Genomic DNA, 25,627 nt, shown 5'->3' on the forward strand with positions numbered 1-25,627 from the left:
CGGCAGCGTGAACATGACTCATCAGCTGAAAGGTGGACGAATACGCGCGTTTTTGCGCAAATGCAGGGCAATTGCTCAGGTATTGCCTGCTTTCGATCATGATTCACATGATGTTGTGAGGCTCGCTGGATTGGGAGGCGGTCGTCATCCCGCGAGGTAAGAATTCTGCTCTCTGCATTTTTTCCGCGTTAATCCCGTGCTCTGTCCTGCTTAACGGCGCCTTGCAGGTCATATCCGCTGATTCATGAAGAATTAACTGACTTAATTGGGAGATAAAAATAACGCCCACCGCGGGAGGAGGAGGCGGTGGGCGTCATTTGTGGTGATTGACGACTGGGAGGAGGAGTGTCGTCAATCCATCGGAGCGCACTGGGAGGAGGAGTGTGCGGCTCCGAATTCTATCTGAGGAAATCCTTCCTCAAGCTCTTTCCGGCTTTCGCCGAAGCGGCGCGCTACCGCCGTCCTTCGATGCTCACAAAATAGTATGACTTTTGAATTTTGTGCAGCGCAATAATTTCATGGGAGGTATGTCGGCTGCGCATGCCTTCGAAGCTCTGCATTCTACAGATCGAATTATAACGAATGAAGCCTTAACCCCCCCCCTTTTAATGTGGTGCGGCATGCCCTGCATTGCAGGTGATTTCAGCGATGAATGAGCGACCTCGCTCGCACTTAATATGTGATAAGACACGTTGATGAGGGAATCGCAGTTTAGAGGCGCGCAATGTATCGGGGTAGGCTGGAGCGTGATCTAAAGGTCTGGGTGGAGAAGGGACTGGTCGACGCGTCGGCGGCGGCAGCGATTCTCAACGAATATGACAGCCGCCCGGCAAGCTTCAGCCTCGGTCGCGTGCTTGCCGTCATGGCCGCACTTCTCGTCGGTGCGGCGATCCTGCTCTTCGTGGCGTCGAATTGGGAAGAAATTCCGAGAGTTGTCCGGCTCCTCGGGCTAATCGCGCTGATATGGGCCTTTTATCTTGGCGCCGCCTATTTATTCGTGCGCGCCCGCCCGATCCTCGCCTCGGCCTTGCTGATTATCGGCACGATCAGTTTCGGCGGTGCCATGTCACTGGTTGGTCAGATGTATAATCTGTCCGGTGATGAGCTGACGATGATGATCGTCTGGTTCGCGGTCGCCAGTGTAGCCGCCGCGCTATTTCGCTCGGGCGCGCAGGTCGGCCTCGCCGGTTTCCTGGCTTGGGGATTTTGCGGCCTCTATCTCTGGGAGCACTATAACGAATGGTACGGCGTCATGCCCTGGGTGCCGCCGATCATGGCGGCCGTGCTGATCTCCCTGGTCCGATATGTCGATGCGCCTGCGTCCCGGCATTTGGCCTATCTCATGCTTGTCGGCTGGCTGACCTGGATTTTCACGCAGTATGAGAGCCTGCGCGCGGCGATCCTGTTTGCCGCCGCCGGCATGATTGCCTTCCTCGCCGTCAGCCTCCCGCTTTCGCCTTTGACGAGGGTCGCACGAACTGCCGGCGCCGCACCTGCCTTCTATACTTTTCTTATCGCTACCATCGGGTTCTTCGCGATCCATGGGGAGATCAGCGATGGGGGCTTTGAGAATAGTGCATGGGTTGGAAACAGGCTGCCGCTCATCGTGGTCTCCTTCGCGACGCTGGCAAGCGCGGTTGTTGCGATCATTCTGAGCGGCCGCGACAACAGTGCGGTGCGCTACCTTGTCTACTTCGTCTTCGCCGGCGAAATTTTCTATCTCGCCAATGAGACGGTCGGTTCGATCATCGGTACGTCCGGGTTCTTCCTGATTTGCGGCGTGTTCGTGGCAATCGCCGCCTGGCTGGTCATCCGGCTGGAGCGGCGATTCTCCCATAGCAACGGCTCCCATGGTGATGGGCAAGGGGTGCAGGCATGACGGTCACAGGCGACGTCAGCTCCGTTGCACGCAATTTCAGCCGCCGCATGTGGGTCGCCGCCGTCGTTGTCGCCGCGCTGCAGACGGCGGTCCTGGGCTATATGGTCGGCGAAAGGGCATGGGGCCTGAGGAGCGGCGTCGAAGTCCTATTGAAAACAGCACCGATCGATCCGCGCGATTTACTGCGTGGTGACTACGTGACGCTGAACTACGACATTTCGCGCGTGCCGGTATCGACCCTGATCGGTGGCCCACCGACGGAAAATCGGACAAACCAAGTTCTGTCCGTCCGCCTTAAAAAGCAGGATGACGGCTATTGGGGCGTCGTCGAATCGTCCTTCGGAACGCTGGAACCGAAATCGGACACGGTCGTCCTCAAAACCCTGCCTTTTGACTATTTCTCCTATGGCGATAGTGCGCCGTCCCCGCAGGCTACGATTTCTGTCACCTACGGCATCGAGCGCTATTATGTGCCCGAAGGCGAGGGCCGCAATATCGAGGATGCCCGCAACCACGACCGCGTCGCGATCGCTGCCCGCGTTTCCGCCGATGGCGAGGCGCATATCAGAAGCCTGCTTTTGGACGGTAAATCCGTTTATGAAGAGCCGCTTTACTGACTAGGTTTCGGTATAAAGCCAAACAAGGTCCGTGGACGGTCGTGGAACCGTCATTTTTCCTTTGCGTGGTTTAAAACGGGTGATATAGAGACGCCGCGCTCCGGAAGGCCCCATGGGCAGGCATTGCCGTGCGGTTTTGGGAACGCGGGTATGGTGAAATTGGTAGACACGCCAGATTTAGGTTCTGGTGCCGCAAGGCGTGGGAGTTCAAGTCTCTCTACCCGCACCAAGGCTGCCCTTGTGGACGGGAGAGGCTTAACGGTCTGCCTCCTGACCCGCTGTGGACGCGCCATTTTGCCTAGAGCATCCCGCTTTCTAGTGGAAAGTGGATAAGATGCCCTAGATTCCGAGAGGTGGAGCGACCTTTTGCGCATTCCTTCGAACGCGCGGCGCTCTAGCAGAATGATGAGGAATTGCATCCAAGCCACGCTCGGGATTTTCCGGCGTCGTGCTCATCGAAACGAACGGCTGTCTGGGCACGGCCGCCATGAATGAAGGTAGGACAATGCAGGTTATCGAAACGCTCGCTGAAGGGCTGAAGCGCGAAATCAAGGTGGTCATCCCGGCCAAGGACATGGAAGTTCGCATGAACGAGCGCCTGGCCGAGGTCAAGGACAAGGTCCGTATCAACGGTTTCCGTCCGGGCAAGGTGCCGGTTGCGCATCTGAAGAAGGTCTATGGCAAGTCGATCATGGCCGACCTCGTCAATGAGATCGTTCGTGACCAGCCGCCGGCAATCCTGACCGAGCGCGGCGAAAAGTCGGCGACCCAGCCGGAAATCGCCATGACCGAGGACAAGGATGAGGCTGAAAAGATCCTCGCCGCTCAGGCCGATTTCGAATTCACGCTCTCCTATGAAGTCATCCCTGCGATCGAACTGAAGTCGGTCAAGGGCATCAAGGTTACCCGTGAAGTCGCCGAGATCAGCGAAGACGAAGTCACCGAACAGATCCTGAAGATCGCCGAAAGCGCCCGCAGCTACGAGACCAAGAAGGGCAAGGCCGCCAACGGCGACCGCGTCACCATTGATTATCTCGGCAAGGTCGACGGCGAAGCCTTTGAAGGCGGCAAGGACGAAGACGCTCAGCTCGTCCTCGGTTCCAACCGCTTCATCCCGGGCTTCGAAGAGCAGCTTGTCGGCTTCAAGGCTGACGACGAGAAGACCATCACCGTGACGTTCCCGGCCGACTACCCGGCCAAGAACCTTGCCGGCAAGGAAGCGACCTTCGACATCAAGGTGAAGGAAGTCGCAGCTCCCGGCGAAATCGAAATCAACGACGAACTCGCCTCCAAGCTCGGCCTCGAATCCGCCGACCGCCTGAAGGAAATCGTTCGCGGCCAGATCGAAAGCCAGTATGGATCGGTCACCCGCCAGAAGGTCAAGCGTCAGATCCTCGACCAGCTCGACGAGATGTACCAGTTCGACACGCCGCAGAAGTTGGTCGAAGCCGAATTCGCCAGCATCTGGCGGCAGATCCAGACCGATCTGGATGAATCCGGCAAGACCTTCGAAGACGAAGACACGACGGAAGAGAAGGCTCGCGAAGAATATCGCAAGCTGGCTGAGCGTCGCGTTCGCCTCGGTCTCGTTCTCTCCGAAATCGGCGAAAAAGCCGGTGTCGAAGTCAGCGAAGACGAATTGCAGCGTGCTCTTTATGCGCAGCTCCAGCAGTTCCCGGGCCAGGAAAAGGAAATCCTGGAATTCTTCCGCAACACGCCCGGCGCTTCCGCCAACCTGCGCGCGCCGATCTTCGAAGAAAAGGTCATCGACCACCTGCTGACCGAAGTCGACGTCACGGACAACACCGTTTCCAAGGAAGCGCTGCTGGCTGACGACGAAGCTGAAACGGAAGGCAAGCCGGAAGCCAAGAAGGCTGCTCCGAAGAAGAAGGCTGCTGCCAAGGCTGAAGCAACCGAAGCCGCCGCTGAAGGCGAAGAAGTTGCCGCTGCTCCGAAGAAGAAGGCTGCTCCGAAGAAGAAGGCTGCTGAAGACAGCGCCGAATGATTCGGCTTTCTTCCGTAACGAAATCAGGCCCTGCCGTTCGCGGCAGGGCCTTTTTTGTTGGCCTGGAGCATGCCGCGCGAAGGTGAGACCCGGCTTCGGGTTAAAGACATTTGTGAAAACAAGCGCCCAAAGCGCGGTAAGCGGTCAGAAAAATCGCGACGGGCTTTAAGGTGATGGGACGCCGCAATGCAGGTGAACATATAATCGCGCACACTGCCAGAGTAATCGGAAGCATACGCGCGTCGATCTTCACGCCAATTTTACTTCAGAGCAGATAATGCGCTGTTTCGAAAAATAACTTCGGCTGCGAATTATAGTTACTTTAATGGTCTATGTTAGGAGAGTATACTGTTAGGGTAAGTGCATCCGCTGTGGGTCTCAAATTACTCATTGGGGAGAAGTACAATGACTAGATTCGTGACTGCAATGTCACTTGCTCTGATCTTGTCAGCGGCTCCCGCTCTTTCTGCCGCTGGCTATTATGTCGTGCGTGCTCCGCACTCGAAGCGATGCGAAGTCGTAAAAACAGCACCCAACGGACGAACCCTGCTTCTCGTGGGCAAACCACATAGCACGATGAGTGCGGCCAACCACGCAATGCATACATCGGTCAGTTGCACCCAGACAAAGAAGGGTTCGAGCTCGAAGGGTTCGAGTTATTAATCCGCCTCGGCCCGGTGTCAGGCTCTTTTCCGCGCATCAAGGGAAAGACTTCGCACACTGGGCCTTTATTTGTGGCATTTGCCGCAAAACGTCGGAAATTGGGCGTCTGCTTACCGTCTTGACGGGGAGGGCGTCGATCCCGAGACCTACTCATATCTCCGACTTGATGTCACCCATGCGATTCCATGCATCCAAGCCCGCGATTTTGTAGGCTTCGGCGAGTGTCGGATAGTTGAAGGTGTTTTCAACGAAATATTCGACCGTGCCTTTGAGGTTCAACACTGCCTGGCCGATATGGACAAGTTCGGTTGCGCCTTCGCCGACGATATGGACGCCGAGCAGGCGACGGGTCTTCAGCGAGAAGATCATCTTCAAGAGGCCGGTGTCGAGGCCCATGATATGGCCGCGCGATGTCTCGCGGAAGCGGGCGATCCCGCATTCGTAGGGAATGTGGCGTTCCTTGACCTCTTCCTCGGACAGGCCGCAGGTCGAGATTTCCGGCACGGCATAGATGCCGTAGGGGAAGTATTTCGGCGGTTCCTTGGCGATGGCACCGACAGCAACGCGGGCCGCGATTCGGCCCTGTTCCATCGAGGTGGACGCAAGGCTCGGAAAACCGACGACATCGCCGGCCGCGAAGATATGCGGGACGTTGGTGGCAAAGGTCTCAGGGTTGACGCTGAGGCGCCCGCGATTGTCAGCCTCGAGACCAGCGGCGGCCAAATTGAGCGTATCGGTCGCGCCCATGCGGCCAGCCGCAAACAGCACCATATCGGTAACGATGCGGCGACCATTGTCCAGCAGCAGTTCCACCTTGCCGTCCTCGCGGGTGACCTTTTCGGCCTTTTGCCCCAGCAACAGCTTCATGTTGCGGTCGCGGAGCTGGTAGGTGAAATCCTCGACGATTTCCTTGTCGATGAAATCAAGCATCGTCGTTTTCGGATCGATCAGCGTCACCTGCGTGTCGAGCGAACTGAAGATCGTCGCATATTCGATGCCGATGACGCCGGCGCCGATGACGACCATCGAGCGCGGCAGGTCCCCGATCTCCAGCAGTTCGTCGCTGTCGAGAACGGTCTTGCCGTCGAAGGGCATGTAATCCGGGCGGAAGGGCTTGGTGCCGACCGCGAGCAGAATGCTGGCTCCAGTGACATGGAGCACTTCGCCATCATCCTTGACGACCTGCATCGTCTGCGGGTCAACGAAGCTCGCCTTGCCGCGGATATGGTGCACGCGATTGCGGGCAAACTGATGCTCCAGCACTTCCACTTCATGGTCGAGGGTGATCAATAGGCGGCGACGCAGATCCTCGGCGCTGATTTCCTGCTTGACGCGGTAGGCGCGACCGTAGAAGCCGCGTTCGCGCCAGCCGGAGAGATTGAGCGCGGTTTCACGCAACGTCTTCGACGGAATTGTGCCGGTATGGACAGATACACCGCCGACACGCTTGCCCTGCTCGATCACAAGCACCCTCTTGCCGAGCTTGGCGGCCTGAATGGCGCCTCTGCGGCCTGCGGGGCCGCTGCCCACGACTATGAGATCGAATTGGTCCATCGGGAAGCCTCGGGTGATGAATTAAGGAATCAATGTCGCAACGCAACATGCGGTCCGTCAACCGGTAGCGGCTCAATGTTACAGATTATCTAACGAGAAATGATCAGGAGCTGGAAAGGCCGAGCCAAGGCTCCAGCTTTTCAAAAGTCCGGTCCATGGCATAGGCGCTGGTGAAGGAAAGCGGCAAATGTCCGTACATGATCGACATCTGACCTTCCGCAGTCGCTTCGCCGGTTTTGGCGATAGCCGCGAGATAGAGGGCTGAGGCAAGCCCGGTGCGATCGGCGCCCGCCTGGCAATGAATCAGCAACGGTTTCGGTGCATCGCGCATGATCTCGACAAGCTGGGCTGCCTGGCCCTGGGTCAGCTCGCGACTGGCAGACATCTTGAAGTCGATGTGGTTGATATTCAGTTCCTTCGCCTGGGCGACTTCCCTGTCATACCAACTGCGGCCACTGTTGTCGCCACGCAGATTGATGATGGTCTTGATGCCGTATTGCTTCTGCAGTTCGGCGATTGTCGCCGCCGACGGCTGAGAAGAACGGTAAACCTGGCCGGCGATGACGGGGTGGAAATTCGTCGTCCAGAGCATGTGTGCGTAGAAGCCGCCGGCGATCAGTGCGAAGGGGGCGAGCGCCCAAAGTACGCCGCGGCCGATGCTGCATAGGCGACCAGAAAGCGATGATGATGTCTTCGGCATGTGGTCTCCGCACACGCCGAACCCTGAGTGGATAAGGCGCAAACAAAAAAATGGCTTCCGCCGGTAAATGCGCCGGTGTGGAGGCGCTGCTTTTCTCTCAGAACATCCTGACAAATACCTGAAAAGCGTAGGGAAGCGGGGGAGGCTGGACACCACCAATGCCTCGAGATCCGAGAATGAAACAGGATTGAAGAATATAAATAAAAACAATTAGATATATTAATATTCTAACGGATCAATCTATCTCGAAGACGCGGTTCAAACCAGCCTCAGCGCCCTGAAGGTCACGTGGCCGCCCTTGCCGAAGATAATGTGATCTTGAACGGAGATGCCCAGGGGGCGGGCCGTGTCTATGATCGTCTTCGTCAGTTCGATATCGGTGCACGAGGGAAAACATCACCGAAGGGTGGTTGCGCGCGTCAAAAAGAGATGCCGCGCCCAGATTTGAGATTCCCGGCTATTGTCTGCCGCGCCCCCCAAATATAAATTTTTGCAGATTTTACGCTGTCTTATGTCCGAGCCGGCCGAGCCGATATGGTGTGAGGCCGACGTTTCGGTAGCTGCGTAGCGTCCGCCGCGGGCAAGTTTCAGCTGAATGAATGACCCCACCGAGGTATGGATTCCCCCATCGCGCCGAATTCCTGCAATCAAATGGGGATAGCTTCTCGCGTTGGTGCGGACCTGCGGTTGGGTATTTGCTGCCAGTCAAGGAACCAAACGGCTTCATCTGGCAGGAGTTGACCGGCGTGGTCGAGATGGTCGGAAGCATCCCAGTATATTTCGATCCACCGAAGGCAAGCGCGGTGACCACTGCGCTCTTCGTGGGCGGCCCTCTATTGCGAAGAATCTACGGTGAGGGAATTGCTCCATGACACGAAAGGGCTTGATCATAGTTGCGCTGATCCTGGTGGTGGCGGGCGCCGCTTACGCTTTCATCAGACTCCACAATACCGGCTTGCCGGCGGGCATGGCCAGCGGCAATGGCAGGATCGAGGCTGTTGAAATAGACATAGCGGCAAGAACGGCAGGAAGGATCGCGGATATTCTGGTGAATGAAGGTGATTTTGTCCAACGGGGCCAGGAGCTAGCGCTTATGGACACCGAGCAACTGAGGGCACATCGCCGTCAGGCGGAAGCTGAATTGCGCCGCGCCAAGATTGCTGTCGGCACCGCGAACAGCCTCGTCAAGCAGCGGGAAGCGGAGCAGGAAGCGGCCGTTTCTGTTGCCGCGCAGCGGCAGGCCGAACTTGATTCCGCTGTGATAAGAGTGAGCCGGTCAGAGCGACTCGTCGGTTCAAGCACGATTTCGCAACAGGTCCTGGACGATGATCGGGCAGCCTCCCATAGCGCGCAGGCAGCGCTGGCTGCAGCCAAGGCACAGGTGGCGGCGTCCGAGGCGTCCGTCGGTTCGGCGCATGCACAGGTAGTGGATGCGGAGGCGGCGGTGGAAGCCGCCGAGGCCGCAATCGAAAGCATCGACGCCGACATCAATGACAGCACGCTCAAATCACCGCGCGCCGGCCGCGTACAGTACCGCGTTGCTCAGCCGGGCGAAGTGTTGTCTGCGGGCGGGCGGGTGCTCAATTTCGTTGATCTCGGCGAGGTCTACATGACCTTCTTCCTGCCGACCGAACAGGCCGGGCGCGTGCCCATCGGGGCGGAGGTTCGCATCGTGCTCGATGCCTTTCCCCAGTACGCCGTACCGGCCAGGGTGACATTTGTCTCCAGCGTGGCGCAGTTTACTCCAAAGACCGTGGAGACGCAGGATGAGCGCCAAAAGCTCATGTTCCGCGTCAAGGCGAGAATTGCTCCTGAATTGCTTCAAAGACACATGGAACTGGTCAAGACAGGACTGCCGGGCACGGCCTATGTCAAAATCGACCAGGCGGTCGAATGGCCGGAAAGCCTCGGGAATCTCGCGCAATGACCGATCGGGTGAGCGAAGAGGCGCCGTCTTCCGCGCATGTCGCGAGGCTCGAAGGCGTAGGCCTATCCTACGGCAAGACCCGCGCCCTAGACGGGATCACCCTCGATATTCCGTCGGGATGCATGGTGGGCTTGATCGGGCCGGATGGGGTTGGCAAATCGAGCCTTCTTTCCCTCATCGCCGGCGCCCGGGCGCTGCAGGAGGGCCGCATCAATGTGCTCGGCGGTGATATCGGAAACGCCGTTCACCGCCGCCTGGTTTCGCCGCGTATCGCCTATATGCCGCAGGGCCTGGGCAAAAATCTTTATCCGACGCTTTCGGTCTTCGAGAATGTCGATTTCTTTGGCCGTCTGTTTGGCCAGGACAAGGAGGAGCGCGACAGACGCATCGCGGGGCTGCTCAAAGGCACGGGCCTTGCGCCGTTCGTGGATCGACCGGCCGGCAAGCTCTCCGGCGGCATGAAACAGAAGCTCGGCCTTTGCTGCGCTCTGATTCATGACCCCGATCTGCTGATCCTCGATGAGCCGACGACCGGCGTCGACCCCCTGTCGCGCCGACAATTCTGGGAACTGATAGACGAGATACGCCTCGGCCGCGCCGGCATGAGCGTTATCGTTTCCACAGCCTATATGGAGGAGGCCGCCCGCTTCGACTGGCTGGTGGCGATGGATGCCGGCAACGTTCTTGCGACCGACACCGCAGACGAGATTCTCCGTAGGACCGGCGCGCCCAATCTTGACGCGGCTTTCATCGCGTTGCTGCCGGAAGAAAAGCGTGCGGGCCACACGGAAATTGTCATTCCGCCGCGATCGGCAGAGGCGGACGGCGAAATTGCCATCGAGGCGGAACACCTGACCATGCGGTTCGGCAATTTCACCGCCGTCGACAATGTGAGCTTCCGAATCCTGCGCGGCGAAATCTTCGGCTTTCTCGGCTCAAACGGCTGCGGAAAGACCACGACCATGAAGATGCTGACTGGACTTCTGCCGGCGAGCGAAGGAACGGCGCGCCTCTTCGGTAAAGATGTCGATCCCAATGACATCGAGATCCGCCGCCGCGTCGGCTATATGTCGCAGGCCTTTTCACTCTACACCGAATTGACCGTGCAGCAGAATCTGGAGCTGCACGCCCGCCTTTTCGGAATGGCGTCGGCTGCGATACCCGCCAGGGTCAGGTCCATGGCAGAGCGATTCGATCTGGCGGGCTCGATGGATGCCATGCCGGAGGCGCTGCCGCTTGGCATTCGCCAGCGACTTTCCCTTGCCGTTGCCATGGTGCATTCACCCGAAATCCTGATCCTCGACGAACCTACCTCGGGTGTGGATCCGGTCGCCCGTGACAATTTCTGGGAGATTCTTTCCGGCCTTTCCCGCACCGACAACGTGACCATCTTCGTTTCGACGCATTTCATGAACGAAGCGGCTCTTTGCGACCGGATCTCCTTCATGCATGCGGGCAAGGTCCTTGTCAGCGACACGCCGGCGGCGATCATGGAAAAACGGGCCGCGGCCACTCTCGAGGAGGCGTTCGTCGCTTATCTCGAGGAGGCCATCGGCGAAAAGGAAGCTGCCAGAGAAGGCGAAGTCATTTCGGTGGTGGAAGCAACCAGCAGCGCTGCGGGAGTGCTGGAACGCACCCAGCGGTTCTTCGACCCTCGCCGGATGTTCGCCTACAGCAACAGGGAAGCGCTCGAGCTGCAACGCGATCCGATCCGGGCGACGCTTGCCCTCGTCGGCAGTCTCATCCTGATGCTGGTGATCGGCTACGGAATCAACATGGACGTCGAGAATCTCAGTTTTGCCGTCCTCGACAGGGACGACACCGGCATCAGTCGCGAATACGCACTGCAGATCTCAGGATCGCGCTATTTTAACGAAAGGCCGCCGATCACCGACTATGACGACATGGACAGGCGCATGCGCAACGGCGAGCTCAGCCTTGCGATCGAAATTCCTCCTGGATTTGGCCGGGACGTCGCGCGGGGCAACCGTGCCGAGATCAGCGCATGGATCGACGGCGCGATGCCGACCCGCGCTGAAACCGTGCGCGGCTACGTGCAAGGCGTGCACTCTGCCTGGCTGACGCAGAAAACGAGACAGCGCTACGGCGAGGCGGCGACCATCGGCGATTTCCAGCTTGCGATCCGCTATCGATACAATCCGGATGTCCGCAGCCTTGTCGCTATCGTGCCGGCGATCATCCCGATCCTGCTTCTGATGATACCGTCCATGCTTGCCGTGCTCAGCGTCGTTCGGGAGAAGGAGCTCGGTTCGATCATCAATTTCTATGTCACTCCGGTGACGCGGATCGAATTCCTGCTGGGCAAACAGATCCCCTATGTGCTGCTTGCGGCATTCAATGTGATCCTGCTGACCGGCTTTGCGATTTTCATCTTCCGCGTACCGTTCACCGGCAGTTTTCTGGTTTTCGGCACGGCGGCGCTGCTCTATGTGATCGTAACCACGAGCATGGGGTTGGCGATCTCGACATTCGTCAACAGCCAGATTGCCGCAATCTTCGGTACCGCGCTTATCACGGTCGTTCCCGCAGTGCAGTATTCTGGGCTGATCGATCCCGTGTCATCGCTCCATGGGTTCGGGGCTTTCATAGGTAACATCTTCCCGACGACCTATTTCGTGACAATTTCCCGCGGCTCCTTCTCGAAGGCACTCGATTTCGGCGATCTTGCGGGATCCTTCGTGCCACTGATTATCGCCATCCCCGTCCTGCTCGGCTTTGGAGCGGCTTTCCTCAAGAAACAGGCGGGCTGAGCATGCGCATCGCCAATGTCTTTCATCTCGGCATCAAGGAACTGCGCGGGCTCGCGCGCGATCCCATGTTGCTCGTTCTCATCGTCTATGCATTTTCGCTGTCGGTATACACGGCCTCGAATGCCACGCCGGAGACCCTGAACAACGCGGCGCTTTCCATCGTCGACGAGGATCATTCGCCGGCGTCGTCACGCATCATCACGGCTTTCTATCCTCCCTATTTCATTGTGCCGCCATTGATCTCGCGATCCGAAATGGACAGCCGCATGGATACCGGCTTAGACACCTTCGCCCTTAATATTCCCCCCAATTTCCAGCGGGATCTGCTTGCCGGCCGATCTCCGACGATACAGCTCAACATAGACGCGACGCGCATGTCGCAGGCCTTCACCGGCGGCGGCTACGTGCAATCGATCGTATCCGGCGAAGTCAGTGAATTCGTGAACCGCTACCGGGCGGCGCCGAACGCGGCGATCGATCTCGTTCTCAGGGCGCGGTTCAATCCGCAGCTCGAGAAGGGATGGTTCATGCCCATATCCAACGTAATCACCTCGATCACCATGCTGTCGATCATTCTGACGGGGGCAGCACTAATTCGCGAGCGCGAACATGGCACGATTGAACATCTCCTGGTGATGCCGGTGACGCCCGTCGAAATCATGGTGAGCAAAATCTGGTCGATGGGGCTGGTCGTATTGATCGCCACCACTTTTGCCCTGACGGTCGTCGTGCAGCGATTGCTGAACATACCCATCGAAGGATCTATCGCGCTTTTCTTGGGTGCAACAGCACTCCAGGTCTTTGCTACCACCTGTATGGGCATTTTCCTTGCGACGGTTGCGGGCTCCATGCCGCAATTCGGCCTGCTGCTGATGCTGGTGCTGCTACCGTTGCAGGTGCTCTCGGGTAGCATGACGCCGCGCGAAAGTATGCCGGAGATCATCCAGTACATCATGCTCGCAGCCCCCAACACGCACTTCGTGATCCTCGCCCAGTCGGTCCTTTTCCGGGGAGCAGGTCTTTCGGTGGTTTGGCCCCAGTTCATCGCTCTGGTGGTGATCGGGGCGATATTGTTCTATTTTTCCCTGCGACGTTTTCGGCAGTTTTTGCGATAGGCAGTTCTCCCTATCGCATGGCGGCGTGACCAATCTGGTCGGTGCTGCGCTCTCGCCGTCAGTCTATTCGCACAGGAAAATGTCACTTAAACAGGATAATATGATTATATGTTAATGTATTTTCTTGTGCCTAGTGGAATAATTTAAATGGCTTATCCCGTTCGCACAGGTGTTAACCACATCTAGCGTTGCAAAATGACACATCTCTCCTTCTCCGATAAATGAAGGGCATGAGCGAGAGCCTCTTTCCGACACGCTGGGCGAACGACAAGCCGCCATCGCTGAAGAAGTTCATCTCGGACTTCGCCGACGACTACGCCTGTGCGGAGTATCTGGCGAAGAAGCGCTGGAAGGACAGCTTTCGATGCCCACGTTGCAGCGGGAACCGGGCATGGCGACTTGAGGCTCGCCCTTGGGTCTGGGAATGCCAGGGTGTCGCCGTTGCGGACGACGGGGGACGAACCACGACCGGCTGCCGTCATCAGACATCGCTCATCGCCGGGACAGTGATGCACGGCACGCATCTTCCACTACCAGTCTGGTTTCTGGCCGCCTACCTCCTCGCGACCCACTCCAACGGAATGTCCGCCCTGCAGCTCCAGCCGAAGCTGGGTCTCGGCAGCTACAAGACCGTCTGGCTTCTGCTTCACAAGCTCCGCCGGGCGATGGTCGATCCGGACAGGCGTCCGCTGCGCGGCATCATAGAGATCGACGAGACGAGCGTGCCCTTCCGCCGCAGGGACGAGCCCGAAGGCGGTGGTCAGGGGCGCAGCCCCATCGGCAAGATTTTCATGATCGGTGCCGTCGAGGTGGAAAACGGGAAATATCCGGCGCGATGCCGCCTGCGGCGTATCGTGAACATCAATCGGGAAAGCTTGCACGGCTTCATCCGGGACAATACCGTCCTCGGCAGCCTGCTCGTCACGGACGGGAACACCGCCTACCGGCGCTTGCCGGATCGCGGCCACCAGGCGATCAACCTAAGCGCGGTCGACGCTCCACCAGCCCATGAGGTGCTGCCGTGGGTGCATCGGCTCTTCGCCAACTTCAAGAGATGGAGCTACGGGACCTACCACGGCGTCCGCGACAAGCATGTCGACATCTACGCCAACGAGTTCGTCTTTCGCTGGAACCGAAGACGGCACTTCCAGACGAACGTCGACACTATCCTCGGCATCGGTCACAGGATCGGCCGGGCAACCTGGCGCGACGTCGTCGGTGACACCAGCCAATGGAAATACGGCCACGAGGATCAGATTCTCAACATGGTCCGCCCGGACCGATTGGACCACGCGAAGGAGTGCGCCGTTGAGAACGACTGCGACATCTTCGACGCGCTCGCCGAAATCAGACGTGAGGAGAAGCGGTGGCGGTACGGCCGAAAGAAGCCGAGACGTTCGGCACTTCCGCCGAGGCGTCCGGGCGAGGAGCGTGGTACTAGGCGATATGTTCATCCGCCGAGCCTTGCTCCCGAGGAAATCGTCAAAGGCTATCTTCGCCATGTACCCATCGGCTCGAAGTTAGCCGGAACCCGACGGAAGACAACCGAACTGACGTAGAAGCTACCGATCTCCACCAAACGTATGGGGCAGCCGCGTCGCGTCAATTGCAGTCATCAATGAATCTAGCTAGAGTACGCCCATGGGTTGAGCAATACGATGGAATATCGAGTGATATGCATCAGGCTTTGGACATTGGTGACTATCTCAGCATTGCCATCCTCGCCGGGGGGATGGTGTTGGTTTACATACTCGCAGTGGGGCCAAATCGCTACAAGTCGGTCGATGAAATTCCTAAGCGCGTGCTCGTCAGGATAGCCCTCATAGGGTTCCCACTTGTTGTCGTGCTTATCCTTATTCAGACTAATCACCGTTCAACCCCGTGGCTGATGTACACGCCAGTTTCATGGTTGGGTCCCGTGTGAGGCTTTCGGATTTGATCCGCGTCCGCTTCGGGCCGAATGCTGCCCCTGCGCAGGTGGTGTTTGCTACCTAACTCCGAAATCATTTGTGGATCAGTCGGCCACGGCGACGGCTCGACGTGACATAGCGCAGCGAATCTGGCCTGGTCCAAACTCGTTGTTATTTCACCCGCCGGCCTGGAGGGGCCTCTTTCCTCTATTTGGAGAATGGAACTTCCTTCCCCTCGAAACGCTATTAGAAGCGTCTACCTGTGCGAACGGGATAAGCCATTAATTTAAACGAGCCGCAGCGCCCTGAAGCTGACGTGGCCGTTCTTGCCGATGATAATATGATCGTGAACGGTGATGCCCAAAGGGCGGGCGGTGTCGATGATCGTCTTCGTCATTTCAATATCGGCGCGCGAGGGAGTGGGATCCCCGGAGGGATGATTGTGCACGAGGATCACGGCAGTCGCTGAGAGCTCAAGCGCTCGTCTGACCACTTCGCGCGGATAGACCGGCGTATGGTCGACCGTGCCTAAACCCTGCACTTCGTCGGCGATCAGGGCATTGCGCTTGTCGAGAAATAGGAGGCGGAACTGTTCGCGCGTCTCGTGCGCCATGGCGGAATGGCAATAATCGATCAGCGCTTTCCACGAGGAGAGCACCGGTTTGCCCGTGATCTCGCTTTTCAGCATGCGTTGCGCGACGCTCGCTACCAGCTTCAGATCGAGAGCTACCGCTTCGCCGACGCCGCTGATTTCCTGCAGCAGGTTGGCCGGCGCGCCGAAGACTCCGCCGAGCGTGCCAAAACGGGCAAGCAGCGCCTTTGCGATCGGCTTGGTGTCACGGCGGGGGATCAGTCGAAAGAGCAGCAGTTCGAGGATTTCGTAATCGGCAAGCGCCGCATCGCCGCTATCGCGGTAGCGATTGCGCAGGCGCTCCCTGTGGCCGTGATAGTGAACCTCGGCGTTGGCCGGCGTGCTCGGCGATTTTGCCGGTCTGTCGCGTAGTGCGGTCTTGGCGGGCTGATGGGCGAAAAACAGCCGTTCGTCGAAAAGCGAAGCGTCTTCTAGACCATCCGTCGCCCCGCCGCTATCGATGGGCATGTCGCCATGTCCGGAGGAAGAAGCGGGGCGTTTCGCCATGAATTACCCCTGCATCGGCGGCAGGCCGGGACGGTCGAGACCGCCGGGCGACAGGGTGAAGATCTCGCAGCCCGTAGCGGTTACGCCGACGGTATGTTCATATTGCGCCGACAGCGAGCGGTCGCGCGTGACCGCCGTCCAGCCGTCGCCAAGCACTTTCACATGCGGTCTTCCGAGGTTGATCATCGGCTCGATCGTGAAGATCATGCCTTCGCGCAGTTCGGGGCCTTCGCTGGCGCGGCCGTAATGCAGGATGTTCGGCGAATCGTGGAACAGGCTGCCGACCCCGTGGCCGCAGAAGTCCCGCACGACGGAGCAGCGCTCCGCTTCGGCATAGGTCTGGATCGCTTCGCCGATGGCTCCGGTCCGAGCACCGGGACGCACGGCGGCGATGCCGCGCATCAGCGATTCATAGGTCACTTCCAGCAGCCGTTCTGCTGAACGCTTGATCTCGCCGACAGGATACATGCGGCTGGAATCGCCGTGCCAGCCGTCGAGCACATAGGTGACGTCGATGTTGACGATATCGCCTTCGCGCAGCGGCTTGTCGTTGGGGATACCGTGGCAGACGACGTGGTTGATCGAGGTGCAGGAGGATTTCATGTAGCCGCGATAGTTCAGCGTCGCAGGGTAGGCGCCGTGATCCATGCCGTATTCGAAGACGAAGCGATCGATGGTGTCCGTGGGTACACCGGGCGCGACGATATCAGCCAGTTCGTCGAGGCAACGGGCGGTCAACTGGCACGCCTTGCGCATTCCTGCGAAAGCATCCGACCCGTAGAGGCGGATGGCGCCGGTATTTTTCGACGGCGCCGTTGCCGCTTCGATGTAATTCACCATGATCAGCCTTCAGCAGAAATCTTTATACTAGTATTTAATGCAGCTATGCCGGGTTCGTCTATCGGGATCAACCCTGTGGGCGTTATTTCCTTTGGCGAAACCCTGCATTTCAGAGCATAGACTTCGACGCCGCGTTTCAAAGCTCGCCCGAAGGCCGCGGCATAAGCCGTATCGAGATCGGCACAGACGCGAAAGCGTTGGCAATCGTGCCGCTGGATCACGAACAGCATGACAGCACGGTGTCCAGCTTCCGCCATGTCGCCCAGTTCTTCCAGATGCTTGGCGCCACGGGCAGTGACCGTATCGGGAAATTCGGCAAGACCCCGCTGGCGCATGAAGTGCACATTCTTGACTTCGACATAGGTGGTTGTCCGCAAGGGGTCGGTCAAGAGCAGGTCGATACGGGAATTGCGGCCGTAATTCTGCTCGCGGCGCACGGTCGTGTAATCGCCGAGATCGGAAACCTGGCTAAGCGCAATCGCCTCCGCCGCCAGCCGGTTCGGCATCGCAGTGTTGACCCCGACCGTGGTGCCGTCAGCCTCGATCAACTCGAAGACGTGACGATATTTGCGCTTCGTACCGTCGTGTTCGGAAAGCCAGATGCGTGAACCCGGTGCTGTCAGCCCCTGCATCGAGCCCGTATTCGGACAGGAGCCGGTGATGATCTCCCCGCTTTCCAGTTCGGCATCGAAGAGGAAGCGCTTGTAGCGGGCGATCAGCCGTGCGGGAACGAGGGGCGGATTGAATAGCATGGATGATCGCCGCTCAGGCGCGCTCCATGACGAAGCTGCCCGGTGCTTCCTCTAGGGCGTTCAGCGCCGCGCCGCCGGGCTTGCGGGCGGGAGCCACGCGACTGTTGTGGCTTTTGATCCACTCATGCCAGTGGGGCCACCACGAGCCGGGGGTCTCTTTGGCCTCCACCAGCCATTGACCATAGTCGCCCTTGACAGGGCCGCCGGTCCAGAACTGGTATTTGTGCTTGTCGGGAGGGTTGACGACGCCGGCGATATGGCCGGACCCCGTGACCACGAATTCTACCGGGCCGCCGAAGAACTGGCTGCCGACGAAGACGGATTTGGCCGGCGCGATATGGTCCTCGCGGGTCGCCAGATTGTAGACCGGTATCTTGACGTCCTTCAGCGACAGCTTTTTGCCGTCGAGCATCATCTTGCCCTGGCTGAGCGCGTTGTCGAGATAGCAATTGCGCAGATAAAACGAATGGTTGGCCGCGGCCATTCGAGTGGAATCGGCGTTCCAGAACAACAAGTCGAAGGGCAGGGGTTCCTGGCCCTTCAGATAGCTGTTGATGAAGTAGGGCCAGATCAGCTCCGAAGCGCGCAGCATGTTGAAGGCTGTCGCCATCTTCGAACCCTCGAGATAGCCGAGCGCCTTCATCTGCTCTTCCAGCGCCTGGATCTGCTCCTCGTCGACGAAGACCTTGAGATCGCCGGCAAAGGTGAAATCGACTTGCGTCGTCAGGAAAGTAGCCGTGCGGATGCGCTTGTTCTTTTCCTTGGCATGCAGAGCAAGTGTCGCTGCCAGCAGCGTGCCGCCGACGCAATAGCCAACGGCATTGACCTCCTTTTCGCCCGTCGCCTTCTCGATCGTGTCAAGCGCGAAATCGATGCCTTCACGGGCATAGGACGTCCAATCCTTGGCCGCATGGCGCTTATCCGGGTTCACCCAGGAGATGACGAAGACGGTGTGCCCCTGTTCGACACACCATTTTATGAAGGATTTCTGCGGGTTGAGGTCGAGAATGTAGAATTTGTTGATCCACGGCGGGCAGATCAGCAACGGTCGTTTCAAAACCTTGTCCGTTGCCGCCTCATATTGAATGACCTGGCAGACGTCGCTCTGCGCGATCACCTTGCCGGGGGTCAGCGCCATGTCTCGTCCGACGGCGAATTTCGTCATGTCGGTCTGGCGCAACCGCAATTCGCCGCGGCCGGCGCTGATGTCCTCGGCGAACATCTTCATGCCGCGCACCAGGTTTTCCGCGTTGGAAGCGACGGTCTCGCGGTAGAGCTGCGGGTTGGTGGCAACGAAATTGGCCGGCGACAGTGCCGCCGTGATCTGTTTGGTGTAGAAGGTGGCCTTGTGGCGCGTGTGCTCGTCCAACCCTTCGGCATCAGTGACCAGCTTCTCCGCCCAACCCGAGGTCAGGAGATAGGTTTGGCGCAGGAAATCGAAGAACGGATTCTTTTGCCAGTCCTCGTCGGCGAAGCGCCTGTCTTTCACCGGCTCGGCCTCGGGCTCGGCAGCCGAATCGCCGCTGAGACGCTGCATGGTTTTTGTCCACAGGCCGAAATAGCCGGATAGCAGGTAGGTCTGCGCTTCCAATGTCCGGCGCGGATCGGAAAGCCAGTATTCGCCGACCTTGGAGAGCGTCTTCACTATGTCGGTTACCGGATCGGCGACGGTGTCGATCTTCTCGCCGCGCTCCCGCGGTGCGAGCCAGGCAGATGCCGCCTTGCCGAGATTTTCCAGCGCGCGGGCAAAGTTCACGGCCATCGCCTCGGGGTCTTTGACAATGTAAGCCTCGACCGACTTCGGATCGAAGCCGGGAAAGGTGCCGTTGCCTTCACTTTTATCCCGCTTGCTGTCGGTCACGCATCATCCTCCCGGCGGCAGCTCTCTTTTGTTTTCCATTTGTACATCTTGGCGGAAAAGGAATACAAGTCGAATGAAACGCAACCCTGCTCTTGCGTTGACGCTGCGACAAATTTAACAGTCGCAACCCACGGCAAGGAACAGGCAGGACGACAATATGGGCGGCGGCATGGTGGCAAGACTCAACCGGTATTCCGTACTTTGCGGTGCTTTGTACGGCATTATTGCACTGGCGCTTGCCGGCTGCTCGACACCTGAAGAAAAAGCAGCTTTTGCAAAGAGACAACAGCCGCCGCAGGCGGTGGTCGTCAAATCCGCTCAAGGCAAGCCGGTCGATGAAGGCAACACGCAGCAGCACTACAAGGACGGTTATCCGTCCTTCAACGCTCCTCCGACGGCAGCGAATGTCCAGATCAACGATCAACAGGCGGCTGATCTCGTCAAGCAACTGACGGCGCTCGGTACGCAGCGCAAAGACGGCACGATTTCGGAGGCCGAATATCAGAAACGCGTCGCCGAAATGCGCAAGCTCGCGGCCGAGCACGGCCAGGACACGCTGTCGCAAATTCACCAAGAGAGCCCGCCGACCGGCCAGCCGCCCGTTCAAACGCAGAATTAGCCTTGCGTTTCAGGCGATTTGGACGCAAAGCGTTCAGACAGGCTGAATTTCGATGTGTCTTCCTGGGTTGAAAGCGCTTTGCGTCAGTAACCGCCAAAGATTCACCGTATCCTTCGCGTCATTGTAGTTGCGGCGCCGCGATTCCGGAGTTCGTATCGCGGCTCACCGGAGATTGACGAACTTCATTGCGGTTGTGAGGGCCGCTGTCCCATGGGGAAAGAAATGGAAGAGTTTCATAAAGTCCGGCGTTTGCCGCCCTACGTTTTCGAACAGGTCAATCGTTTGAAAGCGAGCGCGCGAGCGGGCGGGGCGGACATTATCGACCTCGGCATGGGCAATCCGGACCTTCCGACCCCCAAGGCAATCGTCGACAAACTGTGCGAGGTGGTTCAGGATCCACGCACGCATCGTTATTCCTCGTCCAAGGGCATTCCGGGGCTGCGCCGCGCGCAGGCCGCCTATTACGCCCGACGCTTCGGCGTCAAGCTCAATCCGGATACGCAGGTGGTCGCCACCCTCGGCTCCAAGGAAGGCTTCGCCAACATGGCGCAGGCAATCACGGCGCCGGGCGACGTCATCCTTTGCCCGAACCCGACCTATCCGATCCATGCCTTCGGTTTTCTGATGGCCGGCGGCGTCATCCGCTCGATGCAGGTCGAGCCGGACGACAGTTTCTTCCCGCCGCTGGAGCGGGCCGTGCGCCATTCGATCCCGAAGCCGTTGGCGCTGATTCTGAATTACCCGTCCAACCCGACGGCCTATGTCGCGACACTGGATTTCTACAAGGAAGTCATTGCCTTCGCGAAGAAGCACGACATCATCGTGCTGTCGGATCTCGCCTATTCTGAAATCTACTTCAACGACGACCCGCCGCCGTCGGTCCTGGAAATTCCGGGCGCGATGGATGTTACCGTCGAGTTCACCTCGATGTCGAAGACCTTCTCCATGCCCGGCTGGCGCATGGGCTTCGCCGTTGGCAACGAGCGCCTGATCGCGGCGTTGACGCGCGTCAAATCCTACCTGGATTACGGTGCCTTCACGCCGATCCAGGTGGCGGCGACGCATGCGTTGAACGGCGACGGCTCCGATATTGCGGAAGTCCGCAACATCTATAAGCGTCGCCGCGACGTGCTGGTCGAAAGCTTCGGCAAGGCCGGCTTCGATGTACCGCCGCCGGCAGCGACTATGTTCGCCTGGGCCAAGATCCCGGAAAAATTCCGCCATCTCGGTTCGCTGGAGTTCTCGAAGCTTCTGGTCGAGAAGGCCGACATCGCAGTGGCGCCCGGCATCGGTTTCGGCGAGCAGGGCGACGATTATGTTCGTATCGCGCTCGTCGAGAATGAGCATCGCATCCGCCAGGCGGCGCGCAATTTGAAGCGCTTCCTCTCCACCGCGGATGAGACCATGCATAATGTGATTTCACTGAACGCCCACCGCTCGTAATTTTTCACGGCAGCCGTTTTTGCGGCTGCCGTGTTCCAAGACATAGATCAGGAATTATCCATGGCAGATGCCCTCAAAATCGGCATTGCGGGCTTGGGCACCGTTGGTGCCTCGCTTGTCCGCATCATTCAGAGCCGCGCCAACGAGCTTGCCGTTACCTGCGGCCGCCCCGTCCGGATTGTCGCCGTTACCGCTCGTGATCGTACCAAGGATCGCGGCATCGACCTTGCCGGCATCGAATGGTTCGGCGGCCCCGTCGATCTGGCGCAAAAGGCCGACATCGACGTCTTCGTCGAACTGATCGGCGGTGCTGAAGGCGCGGCCAATGCGGCCGTGCGTGCGGCCCTTGCGCGTGGCCTGCATGTGGTCACCGCCAATAAGGCGCTGCTTGCCTATCACGGTGTCGAATTGGCTGAGATCGCCGAGGAGAAGGGCGCGCTTCTCAACTTCGAAGCAGCAGTCGCCGGCGGTATTCCTGTCATCAAGGCGCTGCGTGAATCCTTGACCGGCAACACGATCTCGCGCGTCTACGGCATCATGAACGGCACCTGCAACTACATCCTGACCCGGATGGAGAAAGAGGGCCTGTCCTTTGCCGATTGCCTGAGGGAAGCCCAGCGTCTCGGTTACGCCGAGGCCGATCCTGCCTTCGACATCGAGGGCAACGATACGGCCCACAAGCTCGCCATCCTGACGACGCTTGCCTTCGGCAACCGTATCGCGGCCGACGACATCTATCTCGAGGGGATCACCAATATCTCCATCGAGGATATCCGTGCCGCTGCCGAGCTTGGTTATCGCATCAAGCTGCTCGGCGTCGCCCAGCGCACCGAGACCGGCATTGAACAGCGCGTACATCCGACGATGGTGCCGCTCGAATCAGTCATCGCCCAGGTTGACGGTGTCACCAATGCTGTTGCGATCGAATCGGACATTCTCGGCGAACTGCTGATGGTCGGTCCTGGCGCCGGTGGCAACGCCACGGCTTCCTCTGTGCTCGGTGATATCGCCGACATCGCCAAGAGCCAGCCGGGTGCGCAGCGCGTGCCGGTACTCGGTCACCCTGCCAAGGCGCTGGAACCTTACCGCAAGGCGCAGATGCAGAGCCACGAAGGCGGCTATTTCATCCGCCTGACCGTTCTTGACCGCACCGGCGTTTTCGCCAGTGTCGCAACCCGCATGGCGGAAAACCACATTTCGCTGGAATCGATCGTCCAGCGCGCGACGCAGCACCTGGCGCCGGCCCATCATCAAACGATCATCCTCGTCACCCACGCCACGACGGAGGACTCGGTGCGCAAGGCGGTCGCGTCGATCAAGACCGAGGGTTATCTCGTCGGGGAACCGCAGGTGATCCGCATCGAGCGGCCAAAGGAATAATTCCGACGATAGGGGCCCGTTCCGGTAAAGCGGAACGGACCGTCCAATTCTGGGAGAGATGGTGGAACAGCCGGCAGATCCTGTGCAGCGGGCATTTCTGGGCGTCGAGCGCTCCGTCTCCGGTAATCGCTGGATTTCCCGGCTCGACCAGGCCGGTCAGAATCGGGCGCTCGCTATCGCCCAGACCCATGGCCTGCCGGATCTGATCGCCCGGGTCCTTGCCGGCCGTGGCGTAGGGCTCGATGAGGCCATGGCCTTCCTTGACCCAACCATTCGCAGTCTGATGCCCGATCCGCACTTGCTGACGGACTGTGAGAAGGCCGCGCAGCGGCTGCTACGTGCCATCAAGGCGGGCGAAACCGTTGCCATCTTTGGTGACTATGATGTCGACGGAGCGGCCTCCTCGGCGCTGCTCTACCGCTTTCTCACTCATTTCGGCGTGCCCGCCAGCATCTATATTCCAGACCGCATTTTCGAAGGCTACGGCCCGAATCCTGCCGCCATCAACCAGCTCATCGACAATGGCGCGACGCTGATCGTCACCGTCGATTGCGGTTCCACCAGCTTCGAAGCGCTGGAGGCGGCAAGAGCGCGAAACATCGACGTTGTTGTCATCGATCATCACCAGGTCGCGCACGAGCTGCCGCATTGCCACGCGCTGGTCAATCCGAACCGCGAGGACGATCTGTCGGGGCAGGGGCATATCTGCGCGGCCGGCGTTGTTTTCCTCGTCCTGGTCGCGGCCCTGCGGCTATTGCGCCAGGCGGGCGATGCCCGGGTGCGCGCTATCGACCTGCTTGCCTGGCTCGATATCGTCGCGCTCGCGACAGTCTGTGATGTCGTGCCGCTGAAGGGGCTGAACCGCGCTTACGTCGTCAAGGGCCTGATCGCCGCCCGCCATCAAGGCAATCCCGGTCTTGCAGCCTTGTTTCGCAAGGCGGGGCTCGCCGGCCCGGTGACGCCCTATCATTTCGGTTTCATGATCGGCCCGCGCATCAATGCCGGTGGGCGTATTGGCGATGCCGCGCTCGGCGCCCGGTTGCTGACCTTGGAAGTTGCCTCCGAGGCCGAGACGATCGCGGAGAGGCTGGACGAGCTCAACCGCGAGCGCCAAGCGATGGAAGCCGCCATGCTTCAGGAAGCGGAAGCCGAAGCGCTGGCCGAATATGGCAACGGAGACGGAGCCTCCGTCATCGTCACGGCGCGGGAGAACTGGCATCCCGGCATTGTCGGCCTGATCGCCTCGCGGCTGAAGGACAAGTTCCGTCGTCCGACTTTTGCTATCGCTTTCGATTCAATGGGGCGAGGCACCGGCTCCGGTCGCTCCATCAACGGTTTCGACATGGGCCGCATGGTGCGCGCCGCCGTCGATGCCGGCCTGCTCGTCAAAGGCGGCGGTCATGCCATGGCGGCGGGCTTGACCGTGGAACGCGCCAATCTCGGCAAACTCCGGGCCTTCTTCACAGAGAAGGCGGAGAGACAGGTCGCGGGCCTCGTCGCCAATGAAACGCTGAAGATCGACGGCGCGCTCGGCGCCGGCGGCGCGACGGTAGAGCTGGTCGACCAACTCGAAACCGCCGGCCCCTATGGCTCCGGCCATCCGCAGCCGATCTTTGCTCTTCCAAGCCACCGCCTGCGCGATTCGCGCCTTGTTGGCCAATCCCATATCAAGATCACCCTGGAGGCCCAGGACGGCGGCCGTCTCGACGGCATCGCCTTCCGCGCCGTTGAAACGCCCCTCGGTGAACTCCTGCTCTCCTCTCGGGGATCACAAATCCACATCGCCGGGACGCTTGGCGCCGATCATTGGCAGGGCGCAAGGCGTGTCCAGTTGCGCGTCATGGATGCGGCCAAGGCGCCGTGACCTGCGCACCGAAACCATCGCTTTAACGATAAAGAATCAAACTCTTAGGGAAGGGAAGCAGTGGCACGCCCTAGGGGAGTCGAACCCCTCTTTACAGAATGAAAATCTGTCGTCCTAACCGATAGACGAAGGGCGCGTGCTGTGGCGCCCTTATAGTCAGCACCTTTTGTTCCCGCAAGCGGAAAATCGAGAAAAATCTACGGGTAGAGGCGGATTTTTCGAGGCAATTGTGGAAAACGTCGAGGCCGGTTTGATTGGTACGCCCTAGGGGAGTCGAACCCCTCTTTACAGAATGAGAATCTGTCGTCCTAACCGATAGACGAAGGGCGCAGGCTGCGCTTGCGGTCATATAGGAATAGCGCAAAGTCGCCGCAAGCGGAAGCTGGATCATTTGTCACCAGAGAGGAAGAACAGCCGCACCGGACGAGATGAACTGCGAAGTTGCATATAACTGTTATCGCTGCCAATTTTCGGGCTGCGGTTCTGCCTGCACCGCCAACAACGCCGCAAGATCCCAAACCCCGGCATCGCTCTCGTGGAAATTATGCAACCTTGCGTTTTCAGCAGCATATCCGTATTTTAGCGCACG

General features: G+C 59.1%; 16 protein-coding genes, 3 tRNA genes and 2 pseudogenes. 12 read left to right on the top strand and 9 right to left on the bottom strand.

Translation table 11 applies throughout. From position 1 onward, the window contains the following. Positions 1–724: 724 nt before the first annotated feature. The 4 genes from PY649_RS06390 (at position 725) to tig (ending at position 4,501) form a co-directional block, all read left to right on the top strand. Positions 725–1,879 (top strand): DUF2157 domain-containing protein, encoded by a 1,155-nt coding sequence (locus PY649_RS06390; RefSeq protein WP_285867366.1) that lies wholly within the window; start codon positions 725–727, stop codon positions 1,877–1,879. Further along, positions 1,876–2,496: a GDYXXLXY domain-containing protein gene (locus tag PY649_RS06395; protein ID WP_285867367.1), complete on the top strand. Its 621-nt coding sequence runs from the start codon at positions 1,876–1,878 to the stop codon at positions 2,494–2,496. The genes PY649_RS06390 and PY649_RS06395 overlap by 4 nt, the downstream gene beginning before the upstream one ends. Before the next feature lie 144 nt (positions 2,497–2,640). Then, positions 2,641–2,725, top strand: a tRNA-Leu gene (locus tag PY649_RS06400). A 276-nt stretch (positions 2,726–3,001) separates the two neighbouring features. After that, positions 3,002–4,501, top strand: coding sequence for a trigger factor (gene tig / locus PY649_RS06405; protein ID WP_285867368.1), 1,500 nt, complete (start codon positions 3,002–3,004; stop codon positions 4,499–4,501). Positions 4,502–5,314: 813 nt separating this feature from the next. Here the strand turns inward: tig and sthA are convergent. From sthA to PY649_RS06420, 3 genes and pseudogenes are all read right to left on the bottom strand, one after another. After that, complete coding sequence (sthA, locus tag PY649_RS06410) at positions 5,315–6,718, bottom strand: Si-specific NAD(P)(+) transhydrogenase (RefSeq protein WP_285867369.1); 1,404 nt, start codon at positions 6,716–6,718, stop codon at positions 5,315–5,317. A gap of 103 nt (positions 6,719–6,821) precedes the next feature. Continuing rightward, entirely contained in the window at positions 6,822–7,418 is a 597-nt protein-coding gene (locus tag PY649_RS06415; RefSeq protein WP_285867370.1) for a dual specificity protein phosphatase family protein, read from the bottom strand. Positions 7,419–7,676: 258 nt separating this feature from the next. After that, positions 7,677–7,808, bottom strand: a pseudogene (locus tag PY649_RS06420) (JAB domain-containing protein); the annotation flags it as partial. A gap of 478 nt (positions 7,809–8,286) precedes the next feature. On the opposite strand from PY649_RS06420, the gene PY649_RS06425 reads away from it, so the two are divergent. From PY649_RS06425 to PY649_RS06440, 4 genes and pseudogenes are all read left to right on the top strand, one after another. Beyond that, positions 8,287–9,345 (top strand): HlyD family secretion protein, encoded by a 1,059-nt coding sequence (locus tag PY649_RS06425; RefSeq protein WP_285867371.1) that lies wholly within the window; start codon positions 8,287–8,289, stop codon positions 9,343–9,345. Then, positions 9,342–12,116 (top strand): ribosome-associated ATPase/putative transporter RbbA, encoded by a 2,775-nt coding sequence (rbbA, locus tag PY649_RS06430; RefSeq protein ID WP_285867373.1) that lies wholly within the window; start codon positions 9,342–9,344, stop codon positions 12,114–12,116. Before PY649_RS06425 ends, rbbA begins: the two co-directional genes overlap by 4 nt. Positions 12,117–12,118: 2 nt before the next feature. After that, on the top strand, positions 12,119–13,231 hold the full coding sequence (locus tag PY649_RS06435) for an ABC transporter permease (RefSeq protein ID WP_285867374.1): 1,113 nt from the start codon (positions 12,119–12,121) through the stop codon (positions 13,229–13,231). A 230-nt stretch (positions 13,232–13,461) separates the two neighbouring features. Continuing rightward, positions 13,462–14,448 (top strand): annotated as a pseudogene (locus PY649_RS06440) (IS1595 family transposase); the annotation flags it as partial. A 979-nt stretch (positions 14,449–15,427) separates the two neighbouring features. Here PY649_RS06440 and radC read toward each other — a convergent pair. The 4 genes from radC to phaC are packed head-to-tail and all read right to left on the bottom strand — an operon-like array spanning position 15,428 to position 19,732. Further along, positions 15,428–16,279: a RadC family protein gene (radC, locus tag PY649_RS06445; protein WP_285867376.1), complete on the bottom strand. Its 852-nt coding sequence runs from the start codon at positions 16,277–16,279 to the stop codon at positions 15,428–15,430. A gap of 3 nt (positions 16,280–16,282) precedes the next feature. After that, entirely contained in the window at positions 16,283–17,119 is an 837-nt protein-coding gene (map, locus tag PY649_RS06450; RefSeq protein WP_285867377.1) for a type I methionyl aminopeptidase, read from the bottom strand. A 2-nt stretch (positions 17,120–17,121) separates the two neighbouring features. Further along, positions 17,122–17,871, bottom strand: a complete 750-nt coding sequence (gene sfsA / locus PY649_RS06455; protein WP_285867379.1) for a DNA/RNA nuclease SfsA — start codon at positions 17,869–17,871, stop codon at positions 17,122–17,124. Between the two features lie 13 nt (positions 17,872–17,884). After that, a complete protein-coding gene (phaC, locus tag PY649_RS06460; RefSeq protein WP_285867380.1) occupies positions 17,885–19,732 on the bottom strand; it encodes a class I poly(R)-hydroxyalkanoic acid synthase in 1,848 nt (615 codons plus the stop codon). Positions 19,733–19,889: 157 nt separating this feature from the next. Here phaC and PY649_RS06465 point away from each other — a divergent pair, with 157 nt between their 5' ends. The 4 genes from PY649_RS06465 to recJ all read left to right on the top strand — a co-directional run bounded on the left by PY649_RS06465 (position 19,890) and on the right by recJ (position 25,038). Next, positions 19,890–20,351 (top strand): hypothetical protein, encoded by a 462-nt coding sequence (locus PY649_RS06465; RefSeq protein ID WP_285867381.1) that lies wholly within the window; start codon positions 19,890–19,892, stop codon positions 20,349–20,351. Positions 20,352–20,573: 222 nt separating this feature from the next. Further along, positions 20,574–21,794: an LL-diaminopimelate aminotransferase gene (locus PY649_RS06470; RefSeq protein WP_285867382.1), complete on the top strand. Its 1,221-nt coding sequence runs from the start codon at positions 20,574–20,576 to the stop codon at positions 21,792–21,794. 60 nt (positions 21,795–21,854) lie between these two features. After that, positions 21,855–23,174, top strand: a complete 1,320-nt coding sequence (locus tag PY649_RS06475) for a homoserine dehydrogenase (protein WP_285867383.1) — start codon at positions 21,855–21,857, stop codon at positions 23,172–23,174. 58 nt (positions 23,175–23,232) lie between these two features. After that, positions 23,233–25,038, top strand: a complete 1,806-nt coding sequence (recJ, locus tag PY649_RS06480; protein ID WP_285867384.1) for a single-stranded-DNA-specific exonuclease RecJ — start codon at positions 23,233–23,235, stop codon at positions 25,036–25,038. A gap of 61 nt (positions 25,039–25,099) precedes the next feature. Here recJ and PY649_RS06485 read toward each other — a convergent pair. Together PY649_RS06485 and PY649_RS06490 are read right to left on the bottom strand one after the other, a co-directional pair. Continuing rightward, positions 25,100–25,174, bottom strand: a tRNA-Glu gene (locus PY649_RS06485). Between the two features lie 119 nt (positions 25,175–25,293). Next, positions 25,294–25,368 (bottom strand) — tRNA-Glu (locus PY649_RS06490). Between the last annotated feature and the right edge of the window lie 259 nt (positions 25,369–25,627).

It is taken from the genome of Rhizobium mayense, from assembly GCF_030272705.1.
Lineage (GTDB): Bacteria > Pseudomonadota > Alphaproteobacteria > Rhizobiales > Rhizobiaceae > Rhizobium > Rhizobium mayense.